Here is a 15,121-nt window from a genome sequence, read left to right as displayed (position 1 = left end):
CCTGATTGCTTGCAACCACGCTCACGGATTGCGTAGTATGCTGCAGGTTTCTTGCACCAAAGGAAATCGCGATGGCGATCCTCGGAACCACGGATTCTCATTCTGCAGACACTTGCGCTGTGGGCCTGTAGCTCAGTTGGTTAGAGCAGGGGACTCATAATCCCTTGGTCGTAGGTTCGAGTCCTACCGGGCCCACCAATTCTCCCGGCCTCATGTCCCCTGCCCTTTGTCCTGCGACGTTCAGGGATACGTGATATGGACACGGTAGAATATTTGTGTCCCGACGGCATTCAGATCGGTGACAGTCACTTGATTGCCGTTGGTCTGCGGTCCACCGAAACTGCCGAGCGCCAAGTAACTGCCCTTGGCCGCGTCAGTGTTCGATTCAACGATGTACGTGCGACCGTTGGCGCGGGGGCCGAAGATGAGCGTTTTCTGGTTGGGCTGGCCGGGCACATTCTGGATCTGCAGCATAAACACGGAGGCTGGATTGGTCGGATCAAGGCCGGCAGCGTACTTGAACAGATTGTTCTGACCGGTGCCATCAGCATCCTGATAAGCCATGGAAAGGTTGGACACCAGACCGGTTGAACTCCCGAAGTACTGCTGCGTCCACGAATCTGGAACTCCATCGCCATCTGTATCGAGAGGAACGATCGTCAACATAATGTTGGCGGTGTGCGTGATATTACTACTGGTAGCCGTGATGGTCAGTGGGTAGCTGCCCAGCATAGCGTCGCCGGAAACCGATAGGCATAAAGTCGAAGTCCCCGACCCGGCGACCGACGGTGGATCAAAAACTGCGTTGACACCTGTGGGCAGGTTACCCAGAGAAAGAACCACGCCCCCACCAAATCCGGTGATCGCCCCCACTGTTATCGCGTACGTCGCATTGCTGCCAACGGTTACGGACTGGGTATTGGGAGTAACCACGAAAGAGAAGTCGACGGCTTCGATATGGCCGGCAAGTCGGCGAACGAAGAGCGCATCGCTGTCAGCCGTCGCGGTCAGATCGTACAAGCCGTTGTTATTCGCGACTGCGGGAAATGTGTCGGTGACCGTGCTTCCCGCTGGAACGTTGTAAGTCCATGGGCCGCCGGTTGGATAGTCGTTGGTAACTGTGAAAACGACTGTCGATGTCGTTAGGTTCTGCATGAAAAGGGCAATGGTGCCGGCAACTGGGTCGATGGCGGAAGTCAACTCGACCTGGTTGCAGTTTGCATTCACGTTGCCGGCGAATCGCCGCTGGAAGCCATTCGGCCCGTAGCACGTGAGGTCGTACAGGCCGCCACCAAAACTAATGATATCAAAGCCATCACTCACGGAATTGTTGGCGTCGACATCGTACTGCCACGGGCCATCGGTCCGGTATGCATTGGGGTAGATCGCGAGATGGATGGACGCGGCCCCAGCGTTTGTCATGGTGATCCCGAATTGACCCGCGCCGCAATCGATAAGGGAGACGGCGTTCGGTTGATACGGCAGCGGGCGGTCGGGCCGCGCACCGGACTCCTGCGTAGGGACGGTTTGCTGTGCGGGCGCGGAAGGCGAATTGCCATCAGAGCAATTAATCGCTGGGACAGTCGACAGATACGGATAATCAGCGTTGGGGGATGTGAAGTTGAAAGCGGATGTCAAATCCCCGCAGACCTGCCGACGCCAGGCGCTGATGTTCGGCTCTTGCACACCCGTCCAAGTCTCAAGAAAGCGAATGACCGATGAATGGTCAAACACCTGCGAGCAGCGATAGCCGCCACGCGTCCAAGGCGATACCAAAATTGTGGGCACGCGTACCCCGAGACCGATTGGCTCGCCAATGATGAATTCGTCGGGCGTTCCTGGAGGTGGCACTGGCGACGGGTCATGGTCGAAAAAGCCACCCGCCTCGTCATAAGTAAGGATAAAGACTGTCGAGTTATACACCGTTGGGTTTGAGGCAAGCGCATCGAGGAGTTGTTTCGTCAACCGCTCGCCGTTGGCAGGGGAGTAAGGTGGATGCTCCGATAAGGACCAGGGCGGGATGATCCAAGAGACGCGTGGCAGTGTATCATTGGCGACATCCGCTTGGAACGCCGAGACGAGGTTGTTTACCAAGGCGACGCCCTTGTCGTGGAGAGGATTTCCCGGCAGAGCAAAACGGTACTGGGCGAACCAATCGAGGGCGTTGAGCGGGAAGAAATCGCTGAACTGCTGGTAGACTTTCCAACTAACCCCTGCTGCCTGGAGCCGTTCGGGATAGGTTGTCCAAGTGAAACCGAATGGTGGGAGACTATTATCCAATCGCGGTCCACCGCCGGTGCCGTTGGGATCCATCATGCCGGTCATCAAGTACAGGCGATTGGGAAACGTTGGCCCCATTACCGAGCAATGGTAAGCGTCACAGAGAGTATAGGCTTCCGCCAGGCTGTAGTAGTAGGGCAAGTCATCACGTGTGAAATACGTCATGGCGCTTGGGCCGTTGATTTGCCAGCGGTCCCAATGACCGGAATTCCATACTTCATGCCCGGCGCCCCAGTCGTGCTCGACATCGTCCAGGCATTGTGGTGTGTAATGAAATGGCAAGACATAGCTGGAACCTTGCGGCTGGAAAAACACCGTATTCCCATTCGTTAATTGCAAGGCATTACGGTCGCTGAACCCGCACACGCCCTTAAGCGTGCCGAAGTAGTGGTCAAACGAGCGATTCTCCTGCATGAAAATCACGACATGCCGTACGTCCTGGATCGTACTCGTGATGGTGGTGTCGGAAAGGATTACCAGCGCAGCTGGGGCACTCGTGCTACTGCCCGATCCATTGCTGGCGATCACAGTATAATTGCCGGCGGCAGTCAGTGCCAGATCGGTGAGGAACAGCTGACTATTGGTTGCGCCCGCAAGAAGATTGCCATCTTGAAACCACTGGTAGGTCAGTGGTGGATCCCCCGCAACAACACACGAAAGAAGAAAGCCGTCCCCCGGATACCGTGTGCCGCCCTGGGGTTGTTGAATGAAAGATTGGGCGGGCAGCTCCCGCAGCGGAGCCGTCAGGGCGACAATTCCCGCTGCGAGTCGAAACATCTTGATGAATCGACACCAGGAAAACGAATGTGCTACAACGCTTCTCATCAGCACGAGTCTCCTTACTTATAGCAAATAAGTTGGCCCGGGAGAAGCCAAATCAGCGCGCTTGGGAGGGAGGCCTCTGTTGTGGGGCCACCACTTATCTCAGCATCATGACTGCGTAACTTGGGGCCGGCGGAGCCGGATGCGTATCCAGCCAGGTGACCGCCTCTGGAATTGTCGAGATTTCCTTCCGCAGGATGGCCAGAACCAGATCCTGGGAGATCACTGTATTGAGAGGCGCGCCGTAGATCATCGGTTGATTCTTCCCCGGTGCCTTCAGGATAAACGGCACGTGATAATCAAGTTGGCCGTCATAACCCCGGGCATCGCGCCACCAGTGGTCGGAACTGACGAGGACCCAGGAGCGGTCCCACTGGCCGGCGTGTTCCATGTCACGGCGGAGGATCCCCATCGTTTTGTCGGTCAACTGCAGGTTCTGAAAATAGCCACGGATGCGGGAGAAGCTCATAATTGTGAACGCTCCATTGGCTGGATCATAAATACCAGGATAGTGCGGCCCCGGTAAATGGAGAAACACCAGTCCGTAGCGGCCGTCTTTCACGAGGTCACGCGAGTTTTCCAGCGAGTTTTGGTAGAGATCGATCTGCATCCAGCGCTGTTGCAGGGGTGACATCAATGACCAAATCTGGGTGATCATGCTGCTCAGAACTGTTTCGCTCCGGTCGGGCTGGTAAGGCGGATAGGGATACCACACGGAGTAGTTCAGACAGTTCGTAAAGAGACGGGTGTAGGGATGGTACCACCCGACCAATGCGGTGTTAAAACCCAGCGCACGGGCGCGGGAAAAAACTGTTGGCTGCTTGCTCCACCCAACGGGAGCGCTGGCATCCGGGTAGATGATACTCAACTCATCCCTGGCAGACGGCTTCGCCGAGATGACATATCGCCCTGTGGTCAATGCCGGTAACGAGATGGCCGTGGACACACCCGGCGGAAACGCATTGGTCGCCTGCAGGCTCTCGGCGCATACGCGATCCAGTTCGGGAAGTTGCGTGTCTTTCGGCCGGTTGGAGAACGCCAAGCGCTGATCCAATTCGTCATAGATAATCCAAACGACCCGCGGTTCCACCGATGGCCGGGGGGTGGGAAAGAACGGCGCGAACTGGGGAGTATGTCGAGGAGGGGTATTGAGGAGGTAATAGCCAACTTTCCCGAACGTCAAAATGGACATCGGCGCACAGATCAGCAGACCAGCAGCCAACACACTCGCAGAGATTCTGGGCCAGCACCAAAACGTGAACAACACAACCAAGCTGACACCAATGAAGAACGGACTCTTTCCAAAAACGATTACGTTGCTGCCCGGAACATGGAAATAATAGGTTCGCAGGAAATCGACCGGAATGAGCAGCAATATGCACACAATTGCGCAAGCGGCGCGATAGAGGTTGCGGGAGTCGGTGCGCCTGACCCACCGAACCAACCGCCAACCCATGAGCCCAAACACGAACAAGTTTAGGCTCAACGCCAGGAGAGTTTCCTTTGTCAGGGAATGGTGTTTGTAATAACGAAAGTCGTTGTCGAAAAATAACGCCCATCGCGCCCGGATGAAACAGAGGTTCACCAGCGAGAACGCCAGCAAAGCGTCCGACACCGTTTTTAATCGCTCTTTGAGTGACTCATTCATGAAGTCATTCGATTATCAGGGATATCGACGTCGAGGGGTTAAGTCGATTCCTTTCGGCTTGTTTTTCGGAGCAGGTACAGACGGCGGCGGCCACCCTCGAGTTGTTTGGAGCGAACAATCTGGAAACGCCTCCGGCAGGCCGCTTCGAAATTGGCCTCCGTAAGACCACCATGAAGATGCTGGCGTCCGCGGGCGATGGTTTGAAACATCTTATCGTCCGTCGAGACGAATTCGATGATCAGCAGGTCCGTGGTCAAATCCCCGGCCAAATCCAACACCTCTTCCAGCGGAATGCGTTCCGTCACCAGCAAGTGGTGCAATACCGCCAGCATCAATACCGCATCAAACGCGCCCGTGGCCCGCTCCAGAAAACTGGCGCATTCGTGATTGCGCCAGCCTTCGCCCGCGCTCGGACGGCACAAGTCCACAACCAGCGGGAGCACATTCCGATTGTGGTCCCGCGCCTGACGCCAAACCGCGCCGACACAACCGAGATCGCTGTCAATCGCCACGACTTTCGCGCCGCCACGGGCCGCCAGCTCGCTGAAATGCCCGGTATTGCACCCGATATCCAGGACCCGGCCAGGTTTCAACTCGGCCAGCGCGTTGCTTACGAATTCCTCCTTGGCGGCGAAATTGGCCTCGGTATAACTGCAGGAATCCTTGTAATCCGACCAGACAGTGTGGCGAGCTGGTTTGGGTTCCACCCGTTGAAGCGATCGGCGTAGCCGGTTAAAAAGCGAGTCCAGGATAAATCGCGCTTGCTCGTGATTTTGGAGCACGCGATCGCGATAAATGGCCCCCCCGGCATCCTTGCGCGACAGCCAGGTCGGCAGGGACACTTGTGTGAGAAAGGGCGGAAGAAACTTTCGCACCGGCCCACAGAGTCGGTACACGTCGTTCGCCTCAAAGCCGTCGCGATGTTTGGCAAACACATCCGCAGGCCGAGTCCCCCAGTATTTGTATGCCAGCAGCGGCAGCAAGAACGTCCTGCAAAACTGCGCATCTGGCTTCCAAATCGGGTCCCCCGGAATGCGACGCTCGAATGAGAGCACATCAATGAAGACCGGTTTGCTTCCGAGAAACAGCACGTTGTACGGCGTTGCATCTTTCAGCGAGTAGCCATCCCCCAAACAGGCTTGCGCCAGGTCCAACGTCAACATGCCCGCTGCATACAGCATCTCGGGAGGCCACTCGTAGGGATAGCTGGGGAATTCCACACGCTCGTGCTCAAACACCGCCCCCACTCCGCGTTCCGGAACAAGCTCTTCAAAGCCTTTGGTCTGGCGCAGCTCGTCCAGTTCGGCGGCACCCAAGCGGCGAGTGGGAATCAGTTGTTGGCGGCCCAGGAACTGGGCCGCCGTGGACGTCGTAAGAAAAACCTCGATTTCGGCCAGCGCGGTGGGGTTCACCGTGCGCAATACCCGATCACTCCATATAAAACAACGTCCACCGGGATCTCGGAAAGAGGAAACCGTCAACATGGCCAAGAGATCCGATAGCGGGAGGATTCGGCCCGGTGCCAGGTCAATGTTTCTTGAACCACTTCTTCACCAGTCTGCCCAGGAAATCCCGGACTCGTTTGATATAGAACAGCCCGCCAACACATGCGGCCGCCACCATCTGCCAGATCAACTGGCCGGATCCGGGATCCACATATGCCAACGGATACGCCAAACAGCGCCCGCCTTGGCCAGAGAAGCTATAAGAGAGTCCTGACAGCCCGTCAAAGGCCAATTTGTCTCGCAAAGCGAATTGTTGATTGCCCGCAGAACCCTGTGAAAATGCGCCTGCGAAGGCCGAAGTCTTCAAGACCACCACCGCCAGGGCACTAATTAGCAAACTCCACCACAGTAATCTAACAAACTTGTAACACATTGATCCCAATTCAATCTAGGGCCTCGTAAACACGAGTCAAGCGCAATCACCATGCGTGGGGCGACGGCCTCCTTAACCGGCTCTTTATTTCGTCGCCGCGACACCAGCCACTTCGGCGTTGTCCAGGATAACGGGAGGACCCTGCTTGGCGGCGATTTGCACGTTCTTGAATTCTATTCCCTTGGCGTTTTGAATCTTCAAACCGGTCGTTGCGGAGGTGATCTGGACATTCTCCAATGTGACGTCGGAGATCAGGCTTTCCGGTAAACCAATGATGATCCCCGCCGCTTTCTGGCAGGTGGCGGTCAGGTTGTTGATGTGGATATTCCGATAAATCGGCGTCCCGGCGGCAAGAGGCTGGGCGGTGTCCTTGGCGGGCTCGGATTTTTGTTTGGCATCGCCGGCAGAGTTGAACATGTAGTAGCTGGTCAACGTGATCGCGGGATCGACATTCTTCATGGTGATGTCGCTATAGCTGATGTTCTCGACGATACCTCCCCTGCCCCGTTGTGATTTGATGCGAATCCCATTCTCCGTATTTTCAAATGTGCAGTTTCGCACCGTGACATTGCGCACGCCTCCGGCAGTTTCGCTGCCAATTGACATCCCATGCCCATGCAGGAACGTGCAGTCGGTAACGGTAATGTTCTCGCACGCGAAAGGCCGCCCCGGCATGGCCTTGCCGGCCTTGATGGCGATGTTGTCATCGCCCACGTCAATGCGGCATTTTGTAATCACCACATTCCGGCAGGCACTGGGATCAATCGCGTCGGTGTTCGCCGCGTGGGCGGGAGCGAGGACTGTCACGTTCGAGATAATCACGCCGTCGCAATCGGTCGGTACCAAATGGAACTTGGGTGAGTTTTGCAGCGTGATATTCTCGATGCGCAGATTCGTGCAACCCGTTAACACAACCAGATTTGGACGGGGCAGCGTGTAACCCGGCGTCTTTTGTCGGGCGGCCTCGGCGGGGATCCACCACTTCGCGCCTGAGCCGTCGATGATCCCCTGACCCGTGATGGTAACATTGCGAAGTTTTTTTCCACTGATAAACGGGATGAAAGAGTTTGAACTACTCCCGGCAAAGTCAGCCGGATCGTCCGTCGCCAACAGCGTTGCGCCGGCATCCAGTTGCACGGTGGTATTGCCACGAAGAACAACCGGTTTGCTCAGGTACGTGCCAGCACGAAATCTTACCGTCCCGCCGCCCGCCTTCCCGCAATCATCAAGCGTCTTCTGGATCGCGTCCGTGTCCAATGTTCTACCGTCGCCCTTCGCACCGGTTTCTTTGACATCAAAGACGAGCGACAGTATGCCATTCGCCGGGCCCGCGGTAACAAACAGCAGTGCCATCCACAGGGTCATCGTAAGAATTATTTTGCAGTTCAATTTCATCGCTGGTTCCTCATGAGTTGTTGTTCAAGGCAATGACAGATCGGCAACACGCAGAGTGGCGGCCGCCTCCGAGGCAATGATCGCCCCATCTCGTAGATTCACTCCACCAACCATTTCTTGTTGCCCCGAAGGAATTGCAAAGTTCAAGGTATCCGTTCCACCACCGGAAACGTAGCCGGCGACTTTACCAGATTTCAAGACGAGTTGCGGCTTGCCCTTCACCGTAACGCTCTCGCTGAAGACAACCTCGAACCGAGCATCTTGTTGTTTAACGCTTCGAATGGTCGGACCGGCGTGTCGTTCGGGATCCCATTTCCCCGCAAACGCCCAAGCCGCCGTCATCTGCTCGGGCTCCGGTGAATTCGTCGCGGAAGATAAGTTGTCCTTGTGCCAGGTGTAATCGCCACCGTCGCGGTGGCAGTTGTAGAAGTATGCATGTTCGCCCCAAATGTTGCTGGCGTCCAAATCGTGGTTTCTCTTCTTGTCCGCCTCACTCGGCTCGCCGTGGTTAAGCGGATAAATGACGCGCAACGGCGGTCGATTACTCAGGGTCTTGGAGAAGCTGCAGTCCAGCAGGTAGAACTGGGCGTCGTGGTGATGGCGGGCCAGAATCCAGCTCGGCATGTCCCCCACCCCCTCAAACCGGCAATTGCGCAGGACAAATTTCATATCTGCGTCCTTGGCCCCGTCATGCCAAATGGTCGCGTCGGCTTTGGGATTGACCTGGTGCAGGGAGCAATCGGTCATATAACACCAGCCGCGTGGGCACACGAAGTCCACCGAGCCGCAGATGTCGAGACGTGCCTGGTAGGACCCACTCCGATCACCCCACAATGCGAGTGTGTCCGCACCCTGGCTCCATACATTGCAGTCCACGATCACGGTTTTGTCGCCATGGCCATAAATCGCGAAGGCGTGCGGGCCGATGATGCCGTGCGTGTTCTTGACAGTGAGGTTTTGCAAGACACAATCGCTGCCGTTGATATTGACGACCGCGCGCCCGACCTTGTCCGGGTGGTTGGTGAAATCATCGGCCCCTTGGGGGAATTCGACGCGCGTGCCGTCCCGACTCTGGCCGCGGAGCGTGACGAACCCGGGGTCAATCCGCACTTTTTCATGATACAGGCCGTCCTTGATAAAAATAATGGTGCGTTGCCGATTGTCGCGCGGCACCGAGTCCAGCGCATCCTGAATCGTTTTGAAATCTCCACTACCGTCTCCCGCAACCGTCAGGTCGGGCGGTACAGCGGCCTTCGTTGTGTTCCCAGCAGGTATTCGCCTGGTGGAACCCGTCTTCGGGTTCCATCCATCCACGCCACCCAGGACTTCTTGCGGGGTGATCACGTCGGCTTCCGCCTTGCTTAGTTGACGCGACCATGGCACACGCGCCTGTGGATTCGCGCCGGGACCGCTACTGTCGAATTCAGCGTAACGCGCCGTTTTTTCGCGGGTCGGGTCTTTCCAATTGTTCCAACCGACGTTGGTGACGACGCCGGACATCTCGGTATTCAGATACGTCACGCTGGAGAACGCACGCCAGGGCCTGCCCAGATAGGTCCGCACGCCGGGTGATTCACCGGTAATCTTGCAGTTCGAGAAGACAAAACCGTAGGGATGTTCCTCCGGCGTCGAAGCCGCAGTGACATAACCATTCGACAGACAATGAATATGGCAGCTCTCGAAGAATGTCGTTGCGCCGCCGAAAATAAAATCAACGTGTCCCGCGATGTAGCAGTTTTCGAAGTACTGGCGGCCACGGTTCACCAGGATGGTGTCCTGCCAACCGAGGAACCGGCAGTTGCGAAACACCACACGGTCGCCATCCACGCGAATTGCCAGGGCCTGTCCGACGGGACCCGCGGAGTTCTCGAAGGTAATGTTCTCCACGGAGAAATCGTCCGCATCGATCACCGCCGACGGCGTGCGAAACGTGCCGACCGGCTTGCCGTCGACGCCCAAAAGTTTCGCGTTCAGGTCGTACGTCAGCACCGTCTTGTTTGCGTCTTCACCAATGAGATGGACGTAGCGTTTCTCGTGCTGGACGTGGATCAACTCTTTGTAAACCCCCGGCTTCACGTGGATCATGCAGGGGTTGGCCGCGCTGGCGTTCTGCGGCGTGGCGTTGATCGCTTCCTGAACCGTCTTGAATTGGTTGGTGCCGATCATTGCGGCAACAAGATTCGTTTGCGCCACCACTTGTTGGCTGGCGCCAAGGCAGACCAGCATGAGCGCGGCAGCCCACGCCAAGAAGAACTTTTGTCCCACCATCGTCTCCTGTTCCGTCATTAGTTAGCCGAACTGTTGCCCTTAACCTTTTCCACCGCCGTCTTCGCCGCCTTCAGATTATTACCTTCCAGCGTTACCTCGTCCGCGGAGTCCTCGTTCACGCGCAGAAATGTTTCTGTCTCCGGCGCGGCCACACAGCCTCGCACAAATACACTCTTGACCTTGCCCAAATCGATAACGGGTGTCCCCGGGTGCGCCTTTGCAGTTTTAACTCCATCAATCTCCAACCCTTCGGTGGTCGTCGCCGTGATGGCCGGCCCGCTCTCCGTGTTGACGGTGACGTTATGAAACTCAATCCCCTTGACATCCTTCAACGCGAAACCGGTTTTGGCGTCAAGCTGGATGTCGTCGAACGTAATATTCTCGAGGGGCATTTCTTCGAGGCCGGTTAGTTCGCCGGCGATCTTTGCGTCGCCCGTAATGCCGCTGAAATGGATATTGCGAAAGATGGGCGTGCGCTCCGATACCGGCTCGGGTTGCGTCTTCGTATAAAACGTCGTGAGCAATATCGCATCCTGACGAATATTGCGCATCACGAGATTACTGATCCGAACGTCTTCAATGACACCGCCGCGACCACGGGTGGATTTGATGCGAATACCGTGGTCGGTGCCATCGAACACGCAATTGGCAATCGTCAGGTTTTTCACGCCACCAGACATCTCGCTCCCAATGGACAGGCCATGGCCGCGGAGGAGCGTGCAATTCACAATCGTGCAATTCTCCAGCGGCCGCCCGGCGCGCCGGCCATTGGCGTCACGGCCCGATTTGATGGTGATGCAGTCATCTCCCGCGCTGATGTAGCAATCCGAGATACGGATGTTGCGACATGAATCGGGGTTGATGCCGTCCGTATTGGGTGACGTCGGAGGACTGATGATGGTGACGCCACGGACGTTGACATTCTCACAAAAGACCGGGGTGACATTCCAAAACGGCGAATTCCGGATAGTAACGCCCTCGACCAGCACGTTGCTGCATTCATTCGGTTGGATAAACGGCGGTCGCAGGAAACCGATGTCGAGCAGCCGGTAATTCAACTCGGCGATCGTGTCTTTGTTCAGGCGAGTGAATTCTTCCTGCCATTTGCTCCGCGGTACCGCATTCGTCCCCCGTGAGATCTTTCGATAGAAGTCCCACCATGCCTGCCCTTGCCCATCGAGGGTGCCCCGGCCAACGATGGCGATGTCCTGCGCCTTGTACGCATAAATCAATGGCGAGAAATTTGTCACGACAATCCCTTCCCACCGCGACAACACCATGGGCAGGTAATCATCGAAGTTGGTGCTGAATTTCAGCGTCGCGCCGGCATCCACGTATAATGTGATATGGCTCTGGAGATGAATCGGCCCGGTCAGATACGTACCGGCTGGAAAATACACCGTCCCCCCGCCTTTGGCCGAGGCCGCGTCGATGGCTTTGCCAATCGCCTCGGTGCACTTCGCCTGCCCGTCCGGCGAGGCGCCAAAACTGAGGACATTGAAAAAGCCGTCAGTCGGCATTGTTTGCGCCATCGTGAAGGGTGCGATGCAGAGTAAGGCGGCGATGGCACATGAATTGAAGCAGGGTATCAGTTTCATATTATCTTTATATCGAGTTTTTCAAATCCTAGGGCACAAGACGGATCCGATAGTAGCGAGATGGAACATTCGTTGCCGCGCCGCCGTCCACATAATTGGTTGTCACATCCCCACTCCCAGAGATGATGAGCGGCCCGCTCAGGTCCGTGAAATTCGTCGTGTAACTGCCGTTCACGTCTCCCGGCACCGTCTGCACGGCGTTCGTGAATCCGCCAGCCGTTGTCCACGTCACGACCACATCGTTGCTTTGGCGTACCGCCGAAATGATTCGGAATGCCGAGATCGCATTGGTCGGGATCGTACCTGAGAGAAATTCCGCCATATTATTCTGGCCGTCCCCGTCGGGATCGGCATTGGCGTCCGCGTCGGCGCTATTTGTCGAATTGAAGTATTGCATTTGCCATTGCTGGAACGCTGTCAGCGGCGGCGCAACCGTCGGCGTTACGTGGATGCCGATAGAATTCGTCAAGGTGCTGCCCACGGCGTCGGTGACGGAGAAAGAAAAGCCAGCCAATCCGTTGGTGCCCGGTGTTGGAGTAAACTGCGCTGTCTTGCCGTCTCCGAGGATAGCAACCGTTCCGAGCGTTGGACTGAACACAGTGTAAACGGGGACATTGGTGAAGCCAGCGGTGAATTGGCTTAGATCCAGATTGACCGATGAATCCTGCGCACAAGTCGCGTGTGGCGCGGCGAGCCAGTTCAGGTAATCCTCAAGGTTCGAGTAGCCATCGCCGTCCGGATCGGCGTTGCTGTCGGAGAAATCGCCCGGCGACGAATTGGGATTGGTCCCGTGGAGAATTTCCCACCAATCCGGCAGCCCATCGTGATCGGAATCCACATCGACGTTGTAGGTGTTGTATGTTGGCCACGGATAATTAGGCGCGTTCGTGGGCACGTCGTGGACGTCGGTCGTCGCGTCGATGATGCCAGGCCGGTTGGGACTGGCTTGGCTGGGTTGCGGCACGCCGTCGATGGTATACGTTGGACCATTGGTCCCCTCGTAATGGACCGTTTTGGTAAGTGTCTCGCCGATGACGCGTTGATCGATCACGTCTGCCGCCGGGAGGTTGCAGCCGACATCTGACAACACGACCTTGAACGCGTCGCGAGCGGTTTGCGTCGTAACGTAGGATGGGAAAACTTCCGCATTGGTCCGCACGCCGGCCAATTGGTTGGAAGTCGCATACGTACTGCCGTCCCCAACAAACACAGCCGTACCGAATTGCCAGTTGTTCGAATCGTAATTCTGCCCTTCCATGACATTGCCGTCGAAGAAATAACTTTCTGTGCCCCAGACCGGGTTGATCGCGTCGAGCCGGAACAGCCATTTCACGCAGTACGAGGCGTTGGTATAGGGTTTGTAGTAATTGTTCACGTAGTTCCCGCGCTGCACACCGCCGTCGGTCGTGCGGGAGGTCCAGTTGTAAACGACATTGTTGCGGATATCGAGCGACCCCGCGTAATGCGAGCTTTGATCCAACCCGCCGGCCATGCTCCAATTTCGTCCCGTGCAGTGGGCCAAGAGGTTGTGGTGATAGCTGGCGATCTCGCCACTGATCGAACCGGCAAACGAATGCGGCTGATAGCACTGAGTGCAGCCATTGGTCGCCCGCTGGGCATCGTCGTAGTGATAGGAATGGTCCAACGCCTCCGAAATGATATTGTGCTGGAACGTGATGTTAGCCGAACCGCTGCCCACCGCGCCGCTCTGGCGGGAGCTGGTGGACTCGTCGATGGTCCAACTGATTGTGCAGTGATCGATGACGGAATCGCTGGAATTACCCAGGCCAATTCCGTCCATGGACTGCTTGCTGGCTTCTCCCAGTCGGAGGCGGATAAAACGCATGATCACGTCACTGCAACTGCTGATCCCCGCCCGCCAACCGCTCAGGCAGATGCCATCACCGGGCGCGGTCTGCCCAGCGACCGTGAGATAGCCGTTGGTGTTGTTAATCGTGCAGGGACGTTTGAGTCGGATCAACCCGGAGATACGAAAGACGACCGTGCGTGGCCCACTGGCTTCAATCGCCGCTCGATAACTGCCGGGAATCACGGGCTCACCGATCGTCGTATCATAATCGTTCGTATTCGTCACCTCGATGACTACGCCACCGCGACCGCCGCGGGCAAAGCGACCATACCCTTCCGCCGTTGGGAACGCGATGTGACGTGTCCGGAAACGCCAAACCGCGCCCCTGGAAACACCGTTCGTGGAATCAATCTCATCAATACGCCAGTAGTAGGTCAGGGCGCTATCCAGGTTGGTGGCGGTGTTCCAGATGTTGGTCGTAAAGTTGCCCTTGAATTCAGGCGAAGCGTGGGTGGCAATGTTTACCGCATTGCTGACGGTTCCAAAGTACACATCATGCGAAACCGCAAACTCCGAAGGCGTCCAACTGAGCGTCGTGAAGCCGGTGCCTGCGGAACCGGGAGTGGGGCTGTCGTTATTGGCGAAGACGTGCTCGTTGCCGTCGCCCGGAATTGCCCCGGTCGCCGTGGTCCCGGGGAACGGACCATCAATCGCAAAGCCGTTGAGAATGACAAAATCCAGATTGCTGGTGCTGTTGTGAGCGGGATCAAAATTGATTATCAGCGGCTGGCCGTCGATGGCGTTTACCGTGAAGTAGGCGAACCCGCATTTGAAGTCGTTGGTAGCGTAATAGGACGGCGTATTGGTGAACACCGGAGCACCGCCCACGCTCACCACGCAACTACTCATGAAATTATTGCTGCCATGCCAGGTGGTGTTAACGTGGTTGCCCCACTCGTCATTGTGATAGGTCGTGATCGTGTGCGCGCCCGCAGAGAGGTTGGAGACGATCAGACAGAAGGCCCCGCCATTGGTGGCGGGGATCCCGGCGGAAAAATTGAACGCAAACACGCCATCGGCGGACAGTCGATAACCCGCGTTCGGATCGGTGCTGGTGTTGTTGCCGTCCTTGTTTCCCCAATCCGCTTTCAAGCCGATATTCGCAGTCCCAATTACGGGAGTCGTTTGGGAAACCGTACAGGAGATCGGGCTATTGGCGGCGTTGGTGAATACGCGTGTAGCACGATTACTATTGGAGCCCAGGTCTGTGGCGAGATTCCATGCCTGATAACCCGGCGCGGTATTATCCCCGCGGGACGTGTTATTGATATCAACCTTCAATAATTGGGCCTGCGACAGATTCGCACCAAAACACGCCAGTGCAGCCGTTCCAGCTATGAGATATTTGTTTCGCATCGTCCT

Annotated in this window: 8 protein-coding genes and 1 tRNA gene; 1 reads left to right on the top strand and 8 read right to left on the bottom strand. The window is 56.6% G+C overall.

Annotated elements, in window-relative coordinates; all coding sequences use genetic code 11:
- Positions 1 to 121 precede the first annotated feature (121 nt).
- A tRNA-Ile gene (locus VNL17_02570) sits at positions 122 to 198 on the top strand.
- Between the two features lie 42 nt (positions 199 to 240).
- On the opposite strand, the gene VNL17_02565 is transcribed toward VNL17_02570, so the two are convergent.
- The 8 genes from VNL17_02565 to VNL17_02530 form a co-directional block, all read right to left on the bottom strand.
- Positions 241 to 3,057, bottom strand: a complete 2,817-nt coding sequence (locus VNL17_02565) for a phospholipase C, phosphocholine-specific (protein ID HXI82957.1) — start codon at positions 3,055 to 3,057, stop codon at positions 241 to 243.
- A gap of 142 nt (positions 3,058 to 3,199) precedes the next feature.
- Positions 3,200 to 4,750, bottom strand: a complete 1,551-nt coding sequence (locus VNL17_02560; GenBank protein HXI82956.1) for a sulfatase-like hydrolase/transferase — start codon at positions 4,748 to 4,750, stop codon at positions 3,200 to 3,202.
- Positions 4,751 to 4,788: 38 nt separating this feature from the next.
- Positions 4,789 to 6,162, bottom strand: coding sequence for a methyltransferase domain-containing protein (locus VNL17_02555; GenBank protein HXI82955.1), 1,374 nt, complete (start codon positions 6,160 to 6,162; stop codon positions 4,789 to 4,791).
- 115 nt (positions 6,163 to 6,277) lie between these two features.
- Positions 6,278 to 6,628: a hypothetical protein gene (locus VNL17_02550; GenBank protein ID HXI82954.1), complete on the bottom strand. Its 351-nt coding sequence runs from the start codon at positions 6,626 to 6,628 to the stop codon at positions 6,278 to 6,280.
- Positions 6,629 to 6,712: 84 nt separating this feature from the next.
- A complete protein-coding gene (locus VNL17_02545) occupies positions 6,713 to 8,023 on the bottom strand; it encodes a glycoside hydrolase family 28 protein (GenBank protein HXI82953.1) in 1,311 nt (436 codons plus the stop codon).
- Between the two features lie 24 nt (positions 8,024 to 8,047).
- The gene (locus VNL17_02540) at positions 8,048 to 10,309 is read right to left on the bottom strand and encodes a pectinesterase family protein (protein ID HXI82952.1); all 2,262 of its coding nucleotides are present in this window, start codon (positions 10,307 to 10,309) and stop codon (positions 8,048 to 8,050) included.
- The gene (locus VNL17_02535) at positions 10,309 to 11,889 is read right to left on the bottom strand and encodes a glycoside hydrolase family 28 protein (GenBank protein HXI82951.1); all 1,581 of its coding nucleotides are present in this window, start codon (positions 11,887 to 11,889) and stop codon (positions 10,309 to 10,311) included. Before VNL17_02535 ends, VNL17_02540 begins: the two co-directional genes overlap by 1 nt.
- Before the next feature lie 28 nt (positions 11,890 to 11,917).
- Positions 11,918 to 15,115 (bottom strand): T9SS C-terminal target domain-containing protein, encoded by a 3,198-nt coding sequence (locus VNL17_02530; protein ID HXI82950.1) that lies wholly within the window; start codon positions 15,113 to 15,115, stop codon positions 11,918 to 11,920.
- Positions 15,116 to 15,121 lie beyond the last annotated feature (6 nt).

This window comes from Verrucomicrobiia bacterium, from assembly GCA_035577545.1.
Taxonomy (GTDB): domain Bacteria; phylum Verrucomicrobiota; class Verrucomicrobiia; order Palsa-1439; family Palsa-1439; genus Palsa-1439.
This window is presented reverse-complemented; position numbering and strand designations above follow the sequence as displayed.